The sequence below is a fragment of the Gordonia sp. UBA7599 genome (genome assembly GCA_002477755.1).
GTDB lineage: Bacteria > Actinomycetota > Actinomycetes > Mycobacteriales > Mycobacteriaceae > Gordonia.
On sequence record DLKD01000116.1, the window covers coordinates 1 to 16,457 of the forward strand.

General features: G+C 66.4%; 16 protein-coding genes. 7 read left to right on the plus strand and 9 right to left on the minus strand.

The window, feature by feature from the left end; translation table 11 throughout:
- The 6 genes from B4L26_RS13030 to B4L26_RS13055 form a co-directional block, all read left to right on the plus strand.
- A partial coding sequence (locus tag B4L26_RS13030; protein WP_414651920.1) for a transketolase-like TK C-terminal-containing protein occupies positions 1–1,136 on the plus strand: 1,136 nt, incomplete at its 5' end.
- Between the two features lie 24 nt (positions 1,137–1,160).
- Positions 1,161–2,393, plus strand: a complete 1,233-nt coding sequence (locus B4L26_RS13035) for a PucR family transcriptional regulator (RefSeq protein ID WP_290719312.1) — start codon at positions 1,161–1,163, stop codon at positions 2,391–2,393.
- Positions 2,394–2,603: 210 nt separating this feature from the next.
- On the plus strand, positions 2,604–3,512 hold the full coding sequence (locus B4L26_RS13040; RefSeq protein WP_290719326.1) for an ACP S-malonyltransferase: 909 nt from the start codon (positions 2,604–2,606) through the stop codon (positions 3,510–3,512).
- A gap of 86 nt (positions 3,513–3,598) precedes the next feature.
- Positions 3,599–3,904, plus strand: coding sequence for a meromycolate extension acyl carrier protein AcpM (gene acpM, locus B4L26_RS13045; RefSeq protein WP_290719314.1), 306 nt, complete (start codon positions 3,599–3,601; stop codon positions 3,902–3,904).
- Complete coding sequence (locus B4L26_RS13050) at positions 3,901–5,172, plus strand: KasA/KasB family beta-ketoacyl-ACP synthase (RefSeq protein WP_290719315.1); 1,272 nt, start codon at positions 3,901–3,903, stop codon at positions 5,170–5,172. The genes acpM and B4L26_RS13050 overlap by 4 nt, the downstream gene beginning before the upstream one ends.
- A gap of 73 nt (positions 5,173–5,245) precedes the next feature.
- Positions 5,246–6,694, plus strand: a complete 1,449-nt coding sequence (locus B4L26_RS13055; RefSeq protein ID WP_290719316.1) for an acyl-CoA carboxylase subunit beta — start codon at positions 5,246–5,248, stop codon at positions 6,692–6,694.
- An 88-nt stretch (positions 6,695–6,782) separates the two neighbouring features.
- On the opposite strand, the gene B4L26_RS13060 is transcribed toward B4L26_RS13055, so the two are convergent.
- The 9 genes from B4L26_RS13060 to B4L26_RS13100 form a co-directional block, all read right to left on the minus strand.
- A complete protein-coding gene (locus B4L26_RS13060; protein ID WP_290719327.1) occupies positions 6,783–7,301 on the minus strand; it encodes a DUF3145 domain-containing protein in 519 nt (172 codons plus the stop codon).
- 99 nt (positions 7,302–7,400) lie between these two features.
- The gene (locus B4L26_RS13065; RefSeq protein WP_290719317.1) at positions 7,401–7,799 is read right to left on the minus strand and encodes a hypothetical protein; all 399 of its coding nucleotides are present in this window, start codon (positions 7,797–7,799) and stop codon (positions 7,401–7,403) included.
- Positions 7,800–7,820: 21 nt separating this feature from the next.
- Positions 7,821–8,852, minus strand: a complete 1,032-nt coding sequence (locus tag B4L26_RS13070) for a hypothetical protein (RefSeq protein WP_290719318.1) — start codon at positions 8,850–8,852, stop codon at positions 7,821–7,823.
- Between the two features lie 139 nt (positions 8,853–8,991).
- On the minus strand, positions 8,992–9,798 hold the full coding sequence (locus tag B4L26_RS13075) for a serine hydrolase domain-containing protein (RefSeq protein ID WP_290719319.1): 807 nt from the start codon (positions 9,796–9,798) through the stop codon (positions 8,992–8,994).
- A gap of 3 nt (positions 9,799–9,801) precedes the next feature.
- Entirely contained in the window at positions 9,802–10,725 is a 924-nt protein-coding gene (locus B4L26_RS13080) for a hypothetical protein (protein ID WP_290719320.1), read from the minus strand.
- 104 nt (positions 10,726–10,829) lie between these two features.
- Positions 10,830–11,960 carry an NDMA-dependent alcohol dehydrogenase gene (locus B4L26_RS13085; protein WP_290719321.1) on the minus strand — a complete coding sequence of 377 codons (1,131 nt, stop codon included), beginning with the start codon at positions 11,958–11,960 and terminating at the stop codon, positions 10,830–10,832.
- A gap of 127 nt (positions 11,961–12,087) precedes the next feature.
- Positions 12,088–13,689 (minus strand): fatty-acid--CoA ligase FadD5, encoded by a 1,602-nt coding sequence (fadD5, locus tag B4L26_RS13090; RefSeq protein WP_290719322.1) that lies wholly within the window; start codon positions 13,687–13,689, stop codon positions 12,088–12,090.
- Between the two features lie 34 nt (positions 13,690–13,723).
- A complete protein-coding gene (locus B4L26_RS13095; RefSeq protein ID WP_290719323.1) occupies positions 13,724–14,515 on the minus strand; it encodes an enoyl-CoA hydratase-related protein in 792 nt (263 codons plus the stop codon).
- 39 nt (positions 14,516–14,554) lie between these two features.
- On the minus strand, positions 14,555–15,241 hold the full coding sequence (locus B4L26_RS13100) for a hypothetical protein (protein WP_290719324.1): 687 nt from the start codon (positions 15,239–15,241) through the stop codon (positions 14,555–14,557).
- A 101-nt stretch (positions 15,242–15,342) separates the two neighbouring features.
- Between B4L26_RS13100 and B4L26_RS13105 the strand changes: the two genes are divergently transcribed.
- Positions 15,343–16,457, plus strand: a 1,115-nt coding sequence (locus B4L26_RS13105) for an acyl-CoA dehydrogenase family protein (RefSeq protein ID WP_290719325.1), incomplete at its 3' end; no start/stop codon positions are given.

The window sequence follows — 16,457 nt, forward strand, 5'->3', positions numbered from 1 at the left end:
CGATCATCCCCGACGAGGCGCGCACGTTCGGCATGGACTCGTGGTTCCCGTCGCTGAAGATCTACAACCGCCACGGGCAGCTCTACACCGCGGTCGACGCGGAGCTCATGCTCGCCTACAAGGAGAGCCAGGCCGGCCAGATCCTGCACGAAGGCATCAACGAAGCCGGGTCGACGGCCACCTTCACCGCCGTAGGGACGGCGTATTCGACGCACGACGAGCCGATGATCCCGCTCTACATCTTCTATTCGATGTTCGGGTTCCAGCGGACCGGTGACAGCTTTTGGGCCGCAGCCGACCAGATGACCCGCGGTTTCGTTATCGGCGCGACTGCCGGGCGGACCACACTGACCGGCGAGGGGCTGCAGCACGCCGACGGCCATTCACCGCTCCTGGCGTCCAGCAACCCGGCTGCCGTGATCTACGACCCGGCGTTCGCCTACGAGCTGGCCCACATCGTCGACAGCGGATTAGCGCGGATGTACGGGGAGGGCTCGGAGAACGTCTTCTTCTACATCACGGTCTACAACGAGCCGTTCCACCAACCCGCAGCACCCGACGACCTCGACGTCGACGCCCTATTGCGCGGGATCTACCGCTACTCCCCCGCGCCCGAGCTGGCCGGCGCGCCGACGGCCAACATCCTGGTGTCGGGCGTGATGATGCCCGATGCCTTGCGCGCGCAGGAGATGCTTGCCGCAGACTGGGGCGTCGCGGCGACGGTGTACTCGGTGACCTCGTGGTCGGAACTGGCGCGCGACGGGATTCGCGCCGACCGCGCCGCCCTGCTCTCACCCGGTTCCCCCGAGGAGGTGCCGTTTGTGGCGTCGGTCCTCAATTCCGATGCCACCGTCGCGGTGAGCGACTTCCAGCGGGGCGTGCAGGAGCAGATCCGGGCCTACGTCCCCGGTACATACCTCACCCTGGGCACCGACGGTTTCGGCTTCTCCGACACCCGCCCGGCGGCCCGGCGCGTCTTCAACATCGACGCCGAGTCGATCGTCGTGGGCGCACTGCTCGCGCTGTCGCGCGACGGCAAGGTCGACCGGTCGGTCGCCGCACAGGCCGCACAGCAATACCGGATCGACGACGTGAACGCGGCACCGGAGCAGACGAGCGACCCCGGCGTGGCGTAACTGATCCACCCATAGACTGTCCCCATGGATGCGATCGGAGACGTGTTCGGCGAGCGCGGTGCACACGTCCCGGCTCCGGCCAACGTGCACGATGCCCTGCCCGACACGTTGCTGCGCCGGGTCAAGCAGTACAGCGGCCGACTGGCGACCGAGGCCGTCCACGCCATGTCCGAGCAGTTGCCGTACTTCGCCGAGCTCGACGCTGCCCAACGCGCGTCGGTGCAATTGGTGGTCCAGAGCGCAGTCGTCAATTTCGCCGAATGGATCCAGGACCCCGAGGGCAACGTCAATTTCACGGTGGCGGCCTTCCAGGTGGTGCCGCAGGATCTGGCCCGACGCATCTCGCTGCTGCAGACCGTCGAGATGGTCCGCGCGGCGATGGAGTTTTTCGAGAAGTGGTTGCCACTGCTCGCCCGCAACGACGAACAGCTACGGGCACTCACCGAGGCGGTATTGCGCTACGGCCGCGAGATCGGCTTCGCGGCCGCGACCATCTACGCGTCGGCGGCCGAGTCCCGCGGCGCGTGGGACTCCCGTCTTGAGGCGCTAGTCGTCGACGGGGTGGTCCGCGGTGACACCAGTCCCCAACTGATGTCGCGGGCCGCGGCGCTGAACTGGGATTCCGAGGCGATGGCGACGGTGATCGTCGGGACCCCGCCGCCCGAACAAAACGTGTCGGTGCCGTTGACGATCCACAACACCGCCGTGGCCCACGACCGGGCCGCGCTCTCGGTGGTCCAGGGCTCGATGCTGGTCGCGATCGTCAGCGGGAAGATCTCGGTCACCGAACCGTTCCTGGCCGAGCTGCTGGACAACTTCGCCGCCGGCCCGGTCGTGATCGGGCCGACGATGCCCGACCTGGAGAGCGCGCATGCCAGTGCGGCCGAGGCCATGGCGGGCATGGAGGCCGTGGTCGGCTGGCCCGGGGCTCCCCGGCCAGTCCACAGCCTGGAACTCCTGCCCGAACGCGCCCTGGCCGGCGATCCGACGGCCGCGGCGACCTTGACCGCGACGCTCACCAAGCCATTGAGCGATGCCGGAGCGGTCCTCACCGCGACGCTCGAGGCCTACCTGGACGCCGGGGGGTCCGTCGAATCCTGCGCACGGACACTGTTCGTCCACCCGAATACTGTCCGATATCGACTAAAACGAATCACCGAAATCACCGGACGTGACCCAACTAACCCTCGAGATGCCTACGTTCTGAGGGTCGCCACGACCGTGGGCAGATTGACTCACTACCGAAACAAAACGTGATCATCTGTCACATCAGTAACACGCGTGACATGCCACTCTTAGTGTTCTCCCAGGTTGAGCCGGTTTGGACTCGATTCGGTAACAGATAACGAGACCGCCTCAGACGCGGCACGGCGCGGGGTGCCTTTGTAGGAATCCTACAAATTGAACTGTAAAGGTTCATTCGCACCGACACCGTCAAACGCCCTGCTCAGGGTGTTCCCTAACAAGGTGCTTACATTGCTCGCGCCCGGACAGGGCTCACAAAAGCCTGGAATGCTCGCCGACTGGCTCGAGCTGCCCGGTGCGCGCGATCAGCTCGCGACCTGGTCCAAGCTGACCGGACTGGACCTCGAGCGCCTCGGGACCACCGCGGAGGTCGAGGAGATCACCGATACGGCGAACACCCAGCCGTTGGTCGTGGCCTCCGCACTCCTCGCGTACGACGAGCTGGTCAAGCAGTACGACCTCCCCGCCGACACCATCGTCGCCGGGCACTCCGTCGGCGAACTCGCAGCTGCGGCCATCGCCGGTGTGATCACCCCCGACGAGGCAGTCACCCTCGCCGCGATCCGCGGCGGCGAGATGGCCCGGGCCTGTGCCTTGGAGCCGACGACAATGGCTGCGGTCCTCGGCGGCAATGAGGACGAGGTCCTCGCCCGGCTTGCCGAACTCGAGCTCGTGCCGGCCAACCGCAACGCCGTCGGGCAGATCGTGGCCGCGGGCAAGGTCGAAGCCATCGACGAACTTGTTGCCAACCCGCCAGAGAAGGCCCGCGTGCGCAAGATCCCCGTCGCTGGCGCCTTCCACACCTCGTTCATGGAACCCGCCCAGGAGGCGGTCGCCCAGGCCGCCGCCCAGATCACCCCGTCCGACCCCACCTTCACCCTGCTGTCGAACTACGACGGCAAGCCGGTGACCGACGGGGCCGATGCTCTGGCCAAACTGGTCGCGCAGGTGACCCGGCCGGTCCGTTGGGACCTGTGCTCGGTCACGATGCGCGATGCCGGTGTCACGGCGATCGCCGAACTGCCGCCCGCGGGCACCCTCGTCGGCATCGCCAAGCGCGAACTCAAGGGCACGCCCAACGTGGGCCTGGATAAGCCGCACAACCTGGCCGACCTCAGAGAACTTGGATAACCGGAACTCCCACGAGTGTCCAAGCAGCCACCATGGCTGCCTCCGGTAGAACAACGACAACGACGTAGATAGAAGGGAACCACATCGTGGCTGCCACTCAGGAAGAACTCATCGCCGGTATCGCCGAGATCATCGAGGAAGTGACCGGGATCGACCCGTCCGAGGTGACGATCGAGAAGTCCTTCGTCGACGACCTGGACATCGACTCGCTGTCGCTGGTCGAGATCGCCGTCCAGATCGAGGACAAGTACGGCGTGAAGGTGCCCGACGAGGACCTCGCCGGCCTGCGCACCGTGGGTGACGCCGTCTCCTACATCCAGAAGCTCGAGGAAGAGAACCCCGAGGCTGCTGCAGCCATCGCCGCGAGCGTCGCCGAGGGCAAGGACGCGTGACCGCGTCGCTCCGCGAGTACTCCACGCTGGGAGGTAACTTTCCCAGCGTGGTGGTGACGTCCATGGCCGCCACCACCTCGCTCGGCGTCGATCTCGATTCGACGTGGAAGGGCCTGCTCGACGGCCAGTCCGGCATCCGGGAGCTCACTGGTGAATTCGTCACCAAGTACGGCGAGCTCCCCTGCCGGATCGGCGGCAAGCTGCTCGAAGACCCGGCCGACGAGGTCACGCGCGTGGAAGCGCGCCGCATGGCCTATGTCGAGCGGGTCGCCCACGTCATGAGCAAGCGCCTCTGGGCGCAGGCCGGCGAGCCCGAGGTCGATCCGGAGCGGCTCGCCGTCGTGCTCGGTATCGGGCAGGGTGGCGGTGACGCCATGATCGACAACTGGCACGCGATGGAGGAGTCGGGCAACTACCGCAAGGTCTCGCCCCTCGCCGTCCAGATGTCGATGCCCAACGGTCCGGCCGGCATCGTCGGCCTGAACGTCGGTGCGCGCGCCGGTGTGATCACCCCGGTCTCGGCGTGCTCGTCGGGTGCCGAGGCGATTGCACACGCTTGGCGCCACATCGTCTTGGGCGACGCAGACATGGTCGTCTGCGGCGGCGTGGAGGGCTACATCGACGCGATCCCGATCGCGGCGTTCAGCATGATGCGGGCCATGAGCACGCGCAACGACGATCCGCAGGCCGCTTCGCGCCCGTTCGACAAGGATCGCGACGGCTTCGTCTTCGGCGAGGCAGCCGCGATGCTGATCCTCGAGCGCGAGGAGCATGCGAAGGCGCGCGGCGCGCACATCCACGCCCGCGTCCTCGGTGCCGGCATCACCTCCGACGGATTCCACCTGGTTGCCCCCGACCCCACCGGTCAGGGCAATTCGCGGGCCATGGCCCGCGCAATCCAGACCGCCGGGCTGACACCCAAGGACATCAGCCACGTCAACGCCCACGCGACGTCCACCCCCATCGGCGACACCGCCGAGGCGGTCGGCATCCTGTCGGCGGTCGGTAACCATGCGGCGATCTACGCCCCGAAGTCGGCGCTGGGCCACTCGATCGGTGCCGTGGGCGCCCTCGAGTCGGTGCTGACGATGAAGGCGGTTGAGGAAGGCGTTATCCCGCCGACCCTCAACCTGGACAATCTCGATCCCGAGTGCGGTGACATCGACGTCGTCGCGGGCAAACCCCGCGAAGGCAACTACGAATACGCACTCAACAACTCGTTCGGTTTCGGCGGCCACAACGTGGCCATCGCGATTGGACGCTACTAACCGAATGTGACGCACAACCAGCCACTCCGACTGCAGTGACTCGACCCGACTGCCACGACGCAAGGAGGAAGCGATGACCACCCTGGCTCCCATCACCAGCCATGAAGGATCAGCGGATCCACGTGACCCGCTGCTTCGCTTGACCAACTTCTTCGACGAGGGCACGATGCGGCTCCTGCACCCCAGGGACCGCTCTGGGGTGCAGACCGCCGTCGGATCGGTCAACGGTGTTACCACCGTGGCCTACTGCACCGATGGCACCGTGATGGGCGGTGCCATGGGAGTGGTTGGTTGTGCCCACATCGTCGACGCCATCGACACCGCGATCGCCGAGCAGGCACCGGTCGTCGGCATCTGGCATTCCGGTGGCGCCCGGCTCGCCGAGGGCGTCGAGGCCCTGCACGCCGTCGGCCTGATCTTCGAGGCCATGGTCCGCGCGTCGGGCTACATCCCCCAGATCTCAGTCGTCGTCGGCTTTGCGGCCGGCGGCGCCGCCTACGGCCCTGCTCTCACCGATGTCGTCATCATGGCGCCGGAGGGCCGGGTCTTCGTCACCGGGCCCGACGTCGTTCGCAGCGTCACCGGCGAAGACGTCGACATGGAATCGCTCGGCGGCCCGCATACGCACGGCAAGAAGTCCGGTGTCTGCCACATCACCGCCGATTCCGAATCCGACGCGCTGTGGCGCGCCCGCCGGCTCGTCGCCACATTCGCCAAGCAGGGCGAAGTCGACCAGGCCAAGGCCGTCGCCGGTGACACCGACCTGCGCGCACTGCTCCCCGAGTCCAACCGGCGCGCCTACGACGTCCACCCGATCGTGCGCCAGTTACTCGACACCGAGTACGACATCGACGGAAACGAGATCTCCTCGTTCGAGGAGTTCCAGGCTAAGTGGGCACCCAACATCGTCGTCGGCTTCGGCCGACTCGCCGGCCGCAGCGTCGGCGTCATTGCCAACAATCCGCTGCGCATGGGCGGCTGCCTGAACTCGCTGAGCGCTGAGAAGGCCTCGCGGTTCGTCCGCCTCTGCGATGCGTTCGGCATCCCGCTCGTCGTCCTCACCGACGTTCCCGGCTACCTGCCCGGCGTCGGCCAGGAATGGGAGGGGGTCGTGCGCCGCGGCGCAAAGCTGCTCCACGCGTTCGCCGAGTGCAGTGTCCCGCGGGTGACCCTGGTGACGCGCAAGATCTACGGCGGCGCCTACATCGCAATGAACTCCCGCGCCCTCGGCGCCACCGCCGTGTTCGCCTGGCCGGGGTCGGAGGTCGCCGTGATGGGCGCCAAGGCCGCCGTCGGCATCCTCCACAAGAAGGCGCTCGCGGCTGCGCCCGACGATGAGCGCGAGGACCTGCACGACCGTCTGGCCGCCGAGCACGAAGCGATTGCCGGTGGTGTGGGCCGCGCCCAGTCGATCGGCGTCGTCGACGAGATCATTGATCCGGCGACCACCCGCAGCCGCCTGGCCGCCGCCATCGCCGCCGCGCCCGCACGCCGGGGACGGCACAAGAACATCCCGCTGTAGTCGTCGCCCCGCACGACGAGCTGCAGAAACAACGAGCCCCGCTCCGGTCGCACCGGGCGGGGCTCGTGTCATCCAACGTGTGCGGTGTTCACCCCACCCGTTGGGCCAACCACGTGGCTTCTGCGCCCACCGAGCCGAGTCGGTAGTTCTCCAGCTCGTTGTCCCAAGCTGTGCCCAGCGCAGCGTTCAACTCGCCCGCGAGGCCACGACCGTCGGGTTGGGCGTCCATGAGAGCGCGGATCTGCATCTCCCCCAAGATCACGTCGCCGTTGGCTGCGGTCGACCCGTGCCACAGCCCCAAGCCGGGTACGTAGCTGAAGCGGAGGCCGTCAACTCCCTCGCCGGGATCCTCGGTCACCTCGAACCGCAGCGACGACCACTCGCGCAACGCCGTGACCAGACGGGCGGCGGTACCCGCCGGCCCCACCCAGTCGGCCGTGGCCCGCTGCATGCCGGGCTCGGCATCCTGCGGCGACCACTTCAGCTGGGCGCGCACATTCAGGGTCGACGACAACGCCCACTCGACATGTGGGCACAACGCCACGGGAGCGGCATGGATGTACACCACGCCCGTCGCGTACTCCGCGATCTGCGCCAAGTTGCGCACGTTGATCACCTCCGGTTCGACGAGGAACGTCTTCCCCAACACACCTCGTCGCGCCCGGCGGCGCTGATCCTCACTAGCTCGATATCACATCTCTGTTGACTATTGTGCCTCATGCGACGTGTGTTGCGCTAGTTCTTTTTGATCCTGGTGTGACGCGTGTTTCTCGATGCCGATCTCGGCAATCCGCTGGGCCCGCGCCCACACGGACTCGAATGTCAAGAGCACCGCACAGCAGATGGCGATCGTGCCGGGGATGAAGACGAGCGCATTGTCAATCCGGTCCCACGCCTTCGGACTCCACAGCGCGACCCACGTGAGCAGCAGCGCGATCACCGTCGCACCCTCCCCCAGGAAGCTGAGGCCGACGAAGACGATGGCCGCACGGCGGTGCCGGCGCACCTCTTTGCGCGAGAAATGGAAATTGGTGGCGAAGGCCAGCAGCAGAACCGCGAAAACTGACAGCAGAAGGCCGAGGTCGTCTGCTGTCAGTTCACGCATGAGGCGAGGTTAACCCACGGCCTACTGCGACAACGGGAAGCGCAGCCGTGCGACGGCCGTACCGTTCCAGATGTCGGAGTCGATATCCGCAGCCCGAACAGGAATCACCGCTCCCCCATTGGCGAGCACTGTGACCGCGATCCGCGACAACAGGTCGTACCCGTCGTCGAAGTACTCCACCGCACCGGTCGCACTGTCGAGGCGGCCCAGGATGTCGATGGTGAAGTCGTAGACCAGGGTGTCGACGGCACCGCCGACGGCGGCCCGCGCAATATCGACGAGGTCGGTGGCGACCAGGCCCTTGCTGATTCCGTCGGCGAGCGTGTCGACCGTCTCACCAGCCCGCTGCGCGTTGATCTCCTCCAGGCCCGCACGAATCGCACCGTCGACCCCGTCGACCGTCAGGTCGTCGGATCCGCCGGGCACCCGCACGATCGTCCGGGGGCCAACGCCGATCTTGCGGAAGATCCCCTCCAGCGGGTCGGTGGCGAACAGGAAAAGGGGCTGCAGACCGGTGGGATCCTCGTTGTTGAGTTCGCGCTCGACGATCCCGGCGATGTCCTTCGCGTACACGTCGAGGATGTCGGCGTTGGCCTCCTCGCGATGGGTGACGCTGTTGTGGCCCTCATGGTCGACGGCGATCTCGTGGGCCCGGGTGGTGCCACTGGCGCGCCAGAGATTCCACTCCTTGCCCGAGAGCGACAGCGCGTAGGCGTCCTGCGGGGTCGCTACTGCGCGCAAGAACTGGCCCAGGTCGAAGTAGCGGCTCACCTGGATCTGGTGCTCCAGATTGTTCGGAAGCACAAAGACCTCGGCCGTCTCGTCGGTGGTGAAGATCGCCAGCGACCGCGACAGCTTGTGCCAGCACTCATCGGCGAGGATCTCCGCAGTCCGGGCCGCAAAGGCCTCTTGGAGCCCGTGACTCGCCCCGCGATCGCGCAGCGTGCGGATGACCTCGTCCATTGAGCTCTTGACCGTGGTCCTCGCCAGCTCGAAATCGCCAGCTGTCGCCGGCAGGTAGACGGTCACCGCATTCTCGCGCGGCTCTCCCATCTCGAGAAGCTCTGCGGTGGTTGGAAACTCATAGCGGGCCACGGAAACTCTTTCGTCGTTGCGGAATCATTGTCAAGAAAGGGGCCGGGTCCACCCGGCCGCCGATTCAAACTACCGCGCGGGTCTGGGGTTTCGGTGCCTATCCATGCGGGTTTGGATAAAGGTCCTCGTTGAAATCGCTCCACAGCGGTTTGGCCCACGCACCGAAGGCACGGTCGGTGAGGACGACGCAGGCGTTCTGTGCCACCGGGTCGATCCATAGGAAGGTCCCCGACTGCCCGAAGTGGCCGAACGTCTCCGGGGAGGCGCTCGGCGCCGTCCAGTGCGGCGACTTGTGTCCGCGGATCTCGAACCCCAGACCCCAGTCACAGGGCCGGTGACGCCCGTAGCCGGGAACGAAGCCGTCGAGCCCGGGAAACCACACCGACCGTGCACTGCGGGCAGTCTCCGGCGCAACCAGGCGCGGGCGCAACAGGTCATGGGCGTAGCGGGCCAGGTCGTCGACGCACGACGTCGCGCCGTGTCCGGCCGGTCCGTCAAGCGTCGTCGTCGACATGCCCAGTGGTTCGGCGACCGCTGCGGTCAGGTAGTCGGGGAAGGCGATGCCCGTCGCCTGCTCGACGGTTTCGGCGAGCACCTCGAACCCCGCCGAGGAATAGATGCGCTGCGACGCCACCGGCGCGATCTGCTCGCGGCTGTCGAAGGCCAGGCCGGAGGCGTGGCTCAACAGGTGCGCAACCGTCGCGCCCGGCGGTCCCGCCGGGGTGTCCAGCTCGACCGCGCCCTCTTCGACAGCGACGAGCACCGCCGAGGCGACCAGCGGCTTGGTCACCGATGCCAACGCGAAAGCCCGGGCGGTGTCACCGAAGGTCTCGGTGACACCGCCCGGGCCGATCAGCGCGCCGGCGACATTGTCGACCGGCCAGTGCGCCAGATCCTGCAGCACTCGCTACGCGGCGGGACGCGTCGTGGTCGGCGCCGTCGTGGGCGCCTTCGTCGGCAGCGGGGTGACATTGTTCGGCGTTGCCGGCACGCTCGCCGGGGCCTTGACCATGTCGTCCTCGTCGGGGTTGAGGGTCTTCTTCAACTCCTCGGCGTTCAGACCCGTTGCGCCCGAGAGCACGGCCTGGATCCGATCCTCGGGAACATCGCAGTGCTTGCGCGCCTCGGTGGGCCACAGCTTGGTCAGTTCGTCGACCCCGTCGGCATGCGCCTGGGCCACTGTGCCGCTGGTGAGGTTCTGCGGCTGGATCCGACCGGTGACGAGAGCGGCCTGCTTGCAGACGTGGAACTTGGAACCCTTCTTGGAGTACCAGACCTGGTCCTGACCGGTCAGCGCCTGCACGACGTTGCGCTCACGGGTGATCTGCTCCTGCGAGACCGGGTTGGTCTCCACGCCAGTGGCGAAAACCGCCGCAGCGATCGCAATCGCGATGCCGCCGATGATGCCCTTCTGCTTGCCGTCCATGTCCTTGTCGAGGAAGACCAGGATGATCAGCGGGAGGAAGGCGATCACCGTGATGATCGCACCCAGCTGGTTTTGGACGAAGAAGCGGAACTTGTTCTGCTCCGACGCGGGGTCGAGACGGTTGGCCTTGCGCCAGAGAAGGTTGCCCGCGATCGCCAAGACCGCCATCGCGGCCAAGAAGACCAGGATCTGCCAGGTCACGACCTCTTTGTCATCGGGCAGCAGGATCTTGAAGATCACCCAGAGCTCGATCGCGATGGCGGCGACCCAGAGGACGATCGCGGCCACGCGGAACCACACGGCCTTAGACTTGTCCGCCGGCGCCGGCACCCATTTGCCCTCGGCGATCGCCGAGGCGCGCTCACGCTCGGCGGCCTTCGCCTTCTTCTTAGCTTCGTCAGCCATCCCACATACCCTTCAGAGTTGGTCTCACGACGGAAGTCGCGATTCCCCAGAGACTTTAGTGCACCAAACCCGGAAATGACGGGAACGGCCGTGCCGTCAGCGACTCACCAGTCTTCTTCGGTGTAGCGGATGACGCCGCGGATGTTGCGCCCCTCGAGCATGTCCGTGTAGCCCTCGTTGATCTGGTCGAGGCGGTACTCGCGCGTAATCATGTCGGCGATGTTGAGCTTGCCTGCCTTGTACATCGACAGCAGCATCGGGATGTCGAGCTTCGGGTTCGCGCCGCCGAAGATCGTCCCCTGCAGATTCTTCTGCATCAGGGTCAGCATCGAGAAGTTCAAAGTGACCTCGGTATCGAGCATGCTGCCCATGCCGGTCAGCACACAGGTGCCCCCCTTGGAGGTGAGGTTCATCCAATCGTCGATGTCCTTGCCGTGGACCTCGCCGACGGTGACGATGACCTTCTTGCACATGCCACCAGCGGTGATGCCCGCAATATCGGCCATGGCCTCCTCGATGGTGGCGTAAGCCTTCGTTGCACCGAACTTCAGCGCCTGCTCGCGCTTCCACTCGACCGGGTCGACGGCAAACACGTTGCGCGCCCCTGCGATAATCGCGCCCTGCAGCGCCGCGGTACCGACACCCCCGACGCCGATGATGGCGACGTCCTCACCGGGGCGCACGTCGCCGCTTCGCGTCGACGAGCCGTAGCCGGTCGGAATGCCGCAGCCGCACAGCGCCGCTACCTCGAACGGGATGTCCTTGTCGATCTTCACCACCGACGCCTCGTGAACCACCATGTACGGGCTGAAGGTGCCCAGCAGGGTCATCGGGTAGACGTTCGCACCATCGGGGGTTTGGATCCGGAAGGTGTGGTCGGAGATGGCCTCGCCCTGCAGGAGGTACATGCCGAGATCGCACAGATTCGCCATGCCGGACTGGCACGGCGGACACTTGCCGCACGACGGGATGAAGGACAGGACGACGTGGTCGCCGACCTCGAGGCCCTCGACGCCCTCACCCAACTCGATGATCTCGCCGGCACCCTCGTGTCCACCGAGGACCGGGAAGCCCGCCAGGGGGATGCCGCCGGTCATCAGGTGGTGGTCGGAGTGGCACATCCCCGCGGCATGCATCTTGATCTTGACCTCATGGGGCTTCGGATCGCCCATCTCGATCTCTTCGATCTTCCACGGAGTATTCAGTTCGCGAATCAGCGCTGCCTTGGTCTTCATTTCCACCCTCGTTCCACTCGTGCGTTGGGACTACCGGTCCCTGATGATTGTGAGCGTAGTCACCGATCGGGAAAATTGAAACACGTTCCAGTTCTTGCCTCAACTGCGGGGCGGCGCGAGCTCCGTTTCAGCTGTGCAAGCCGGCGTCCTTGCTGCCGAAATCGGCGCGGAGGACGGGCTTGACCACCTTGCCGCCGGCGTTACGGGGCAGCTCGTCGACAATCACAACGTCCTTGGGGTGCTTGTAGCGGGCGAGTCGCTCGTTGAGGAAGGGTTCGAGCTCCTCGACCGTCAGATCTCCCCCGTCGGCGACCACGACCACCGCGACCGGGACTTCTCCCCACTTCGCGTCGGCACGGCCGATAATGGCCGCCTCGGTGATGCGCGGGTGGCTGAACAGCGCGTTCTCGACCTCCGCGCAGTAGATGTTCTCCCCGCCAGAGATGATCATGTCCTTGGCCCGGTCGACGACGTAGATGAAGCCCTCCTCGTCGCGGCGGACCAAGTCCCCGGAATGGAACCAACCGCCGGCGAAGGCATCGGCGGTGCCCGTCGGGTTCTGCCAGTAGCCGGCCATGAGCTGCGGGCCGCGGTAGACGATCTCGCCGACCTCCCCGTCGGGAACGTCGTGCCCAAGGGGGTCGACGATCCGCGCCGAGACCGACGGAACGACCCGCCCCACAGATCCGATCTTGCGCAGCGCATCGCTGCCTTCCAGCACGCAGGTGACCGGCGACATCTCCGTCTGTCCGAACACAGCGACATTCATCGCGTCGGGGAAGACCTCGCCCATCTCAGTGAGAACAGCGTCCGACGCCGGCGCCGCACCCCAGCTGATGACCCGCAGTCTCAGCTCACGCGGCTTGGCCCGCTGCGACGCGCATACCGCCTGCCACTGCGCGGGCACCAGGAAGATCGACGTGGTGCCCTCCTTTTCGAGGGTGTCGAGCAGATCATCGGGGTTGAAGGCACCCAAGGGGTGGATCACCGTGAGTGCCCCCGCGTAGAAAGTCGGCGCCATCGCCCCCAGCGCGGCGATGTGGAACATCGGCGCAACGCACGACGCAATGTCGTCGGGACGGGTGCTCAGTGCTTCCAGGCACGTCATGGCCTGGGCCTGCATGTTCTGGTGGGTCAGCATCGCCCCCTTGGGCTTGCCCGTCGTGCCCGAGGTGTACATGATCAGCGCGACGGTCTCCTCCGGCACATCGATGTCGGGCAGGTCCGAAGCATCCTCGGCCATCAGATCCTCGAACGCGAGCTGGCTCGCATCCGCATCACCCACGGTGATGATCCCGTCGATCGACCCGGTAGCCGCGGCGACACCGGCGGCCAGCGGCGCCAGCGCCGTCTCGGTGACGATCCACCGCGCACCGCTGTCCGCGACGAGGAAGCCGACCTCGGCGGGCGCCATCCGGAAATTCACCGGTACCGCGATCGCACCGATCAGATTGGCGCCGAGCACCACCTCGACGTACTCGGAACGGTTGAGCATGAGGACCATGACACGGTCGCCGAACGCCACTCCGCGTCGGTGCAGCGCAGCCGCGAACGCGTGGGTCCGCTCGTCGAGTCGCCGCCACGACGTCTCCACGCCGCCGAAGCGCAGCGCGGGGGCGTCACCCTTCATCAAGGCATGCCGACGCACCTGGTTGTTCCAGTGGTTGCGACGCGAACGCAGCGGTTCGACGGTCAGATCGCCGATCGGATGGGTGGCAGCGGTGTTCATCTTTCTGGGTCTCCTCGAAGTGTTCGGTCTGGCACTAGGCCTGCGGTTTGGCGAATGCGGCCAAGGTCTGTTGGAACTCCACGGACTGGAGCAGTCGGGTCTGTCCGGCCAGTTCGAGCGCAAGCGCCGGCTCGAAGGCAGCCATGGTGATCGCATCGGCGGCCGCTTTGGTCGTGCGCAGAGCCGACGAGGATTTCGCCGCGAGTTTCGCGACCACCTCCTCGACGCGGGCCTGCAAGGCCGGCTCGTCGTCGAGGACCTCGGTGACCAGGCCGGCGTTGAACGCAGCAGGAGCGCGGAACTTCTCGCCGAGCATCAACAGCGCGTTGGCCCGCGCACGGCCGATGGACGCGGCGATCAACATGCTCGCCCCACCGTCGGGCATGAGCCCGATGTTGACGAACGGGAAGAGGAAGTACGCGCGGCTCGTCGCGTAGACGAGGTCGGCGCCCAGGGCCATCGACGCCCCGATGCCCACCGCGGCGCCGTCGACCGCGGCGATTACAGGCACCGGGATCGCCCGCACCGCCCGAGCGAGGTCCGAGCCGCGCGAGATGATGGTGGCCGCCCCCTCCTCGGAGATGGCGCTCGCACCGCCGCCGGAGTTGGCCGCGATGTCGGTGATATCGGCGCCGGTCGAAAAGCTGCCGCCGGCGCCGGTGAGGACGACGGTCCGCAGGTCATCCCGCCCGGCCCACTCCTGCAGAGTCGTCCGGATCTTGTCGGTGATACGCGCACTTAGGGCGTTCATGCGTTCGGGGCGGTTGATGGTCAGGCGGGCGACGCCGCCATCAACAGTGGTGATGAGTTCATCGGTGTCGGTCACGTCCCCGTTCTAGCACACGTGTGAGCCACACCACGGCCGTCAGACGACCTGGAGGTCGTCAAGCAGCCACCGATCGTCGTCGCGCACCAACGTGACTTGGACACGGGACTGGTACAGGTGTCCGTCAGGCAGTTCGGCGGCGATCTCCGGCGCGGTGATCGTCTGGTCCAAGGCGACCAGGACCTGCGCCCGGTCCTTCGTCAACGAGATGAATCCGGCGGTCGGTGCCGTTGCCTTCGACGATGCGCCCGCGGCCGTATTGGCCTTGCGCGCCTGCGCCGAGGATTCGATGAACTTCTCGGCGAAATCGGTCGTGGAGATCTCCCGGATGCGACGGTCGAGGTCGGCGTAGTCCTTGACGTCGTACGTCATGACCGACGCGACGTAGGTGCGCGCGGTAGTCATGGCGTCTCGCCCATGGGCCGACTGGGGGTCGGTCTGCGCGGCGACCTGCGACGAGTGGACGGCCCACGCCGCCAGGCCCACCGATCCGAGGGCGAGGGCCGCACAAAGCGCCAGGAGGACGGCGACCGTGCGGGTAGCACCCCAGCGGTCGGCCAGCGCGCCGGCGACGGACCGTCGTGGGGTCTCGACCTTGCCCGGGGTGCGCGCGGTCTTGCGCGCCGCCTCGCGCTCCGCGGCGTCTCGCGCCTTGGCGCGGTTCTTGCGGTTCGCGTCCAGAAAGTCCTCGCCCGAGTGCGGGGACTGGTCATCGGTGCCTGCCATGGGTCCACAGCGTAGGCGACTATCGAATCAACCCTTTCACCTATCACATATATGTGATAGGAATGGTTCCGACGATCCACGAAGAAAGGCGACACGCCCCGATGTTTGAATTCACCCCCGAGCAGAAATCCTTCGCCCAGGCGGTCCGCGACTTCTGCGCCCGCGAAGTCGGCACCCGCGAGCAGCGCGCGAAGTACACCGCCGACGGCCCGCACAGCGAAGAGCTCTACCGGAAGATGGCCGAGCTCGGTTGGGCCGGGATCATCGTCGGCGAGGAGTACGGCGGCGCCGGGGCCGGCAACGTCGAACTTTGCATCTTCCTCGAGGAGGCGCTGCGCGGCCTGGCGCCGGTCGGCGGCATCGGCCCGACGTTCATCACCGCCGCGGCCTACGAGAAGTTCGCCTCCGAGGAGCTCAAGAAGGAGGTGCTCGCCAACGTCGTCGCCGGCGACTCCCTGGCCATCGCGATGAGCGAACCCGAGGCCGGCTCCGACGTCGCCAACCTGTCTTGCAAGGCCGAGAAGGTCGATGGCGGCTGGCTCATCAACGGCCAGAAGACGTGGATCTCCAACGCCGCGATCGCATCGTCGATCCTGCTGATCGCACGCACCGAGCGCACCGACAAGAAGCACGAGGGCATCACCCAGTTCCACGTACCGGCCGGTACTCCGGGCCTGAAGATCGTGCCTATCGAGACGCTGGGGGGGCGCGAGCAGAACGACCTCTACTTCACCGACTGCTTCATCCCCGACGAATACGTCGTCGGCCAGGTGAACCAGGGCTGGTGGCAGTTGATGGCCGGGTTGAACACCGAGCGGCTGATCCTCGGGGCGATGCAGCTCGGCCTGGCGCAGCGGTCCTTCGACGACACGTTGAAGTTCATCACCGAGCGCAAGCAGTTCGGCCGTCCGGTCGGCACGTTCCAGGCACTGCGGCACCGCATGGCCGACCACGCCACCGAGATCGAGTGCACCAAGCTGTTGGTCTACAACTTGGCCTTCAAGGCCGACGCCAACCCGACGAAGATGTATCCGCGCGAGGCGTCGATGGTGAAGCTGAAGGCCACCGAGGTGTCCAAGGCGATGACGATCGACGGCATGCAGATGATGGGCGGCTACGGCTACACCAAGGAATTCGACGCCGAGCACCTCATGCGCAGTGCAATAATCTCGACCGTGTACGGCGGCACCAACGAGATCCAGCGCGACATCATCGG

Coding starts and splice junctions, on each gene's coding strand:
- B4L26_RS13035 (WP_290719312.1), top strand. CDS start 1,161: ATGGATGCGATCGGAGACGTGTTCGGCGAGCGCGGTGCACACGTCCCG.
- fadD5 (WP_290719322.1), bottom strand. CDS start 13,689: ATGAACACCGCTGCCACCCATCCGATCGGCGATCTGACCGTCGAACCG.
- B4L26_RS13055 (WP_290719316.1), top strand. CDS start 5,246: ATGACCACCCTGGCTCCCATCACCAGCCATGAAGGATCAGCGGATCCA.
- B4L26_RS13085 (WP_290719321.1), bottom strand. CDS start 11,960: ATGAAGACCAAGGCAGCGCTGATTCGCGAACTGAATACTCCGTGGAAG.
- B4L26_RS13070 (WP_290719318.1), bottom strand. CDS start 8,852: ATGGGAGAGCCGCGCGAGAATGCGGTGACCGTCTACCTGCCGGCGACA.
- B4L26_RS13100 (WP_290719324.1), bottom strand. CDS start 15,241: ATGGCAGGCACCGATGACCAGTCCCCGCACTCGGGCGAGGACTTTCTG.
- B4L26_RS13080 (WP_290719320.1), bottom strand. CDS start 10,725: ATGGCTGACGAAGCTAAGAAGAAGGCGAAGGCCGCCGAGCGTGAGCGC.
- B4L26_RS13065 (WP_290719317.1), bottom strand. CDS start 7,799: ATGCGTGAACTGACAGCAGACGACCTCGGCCTTCTGCTGTCAGTTTTC.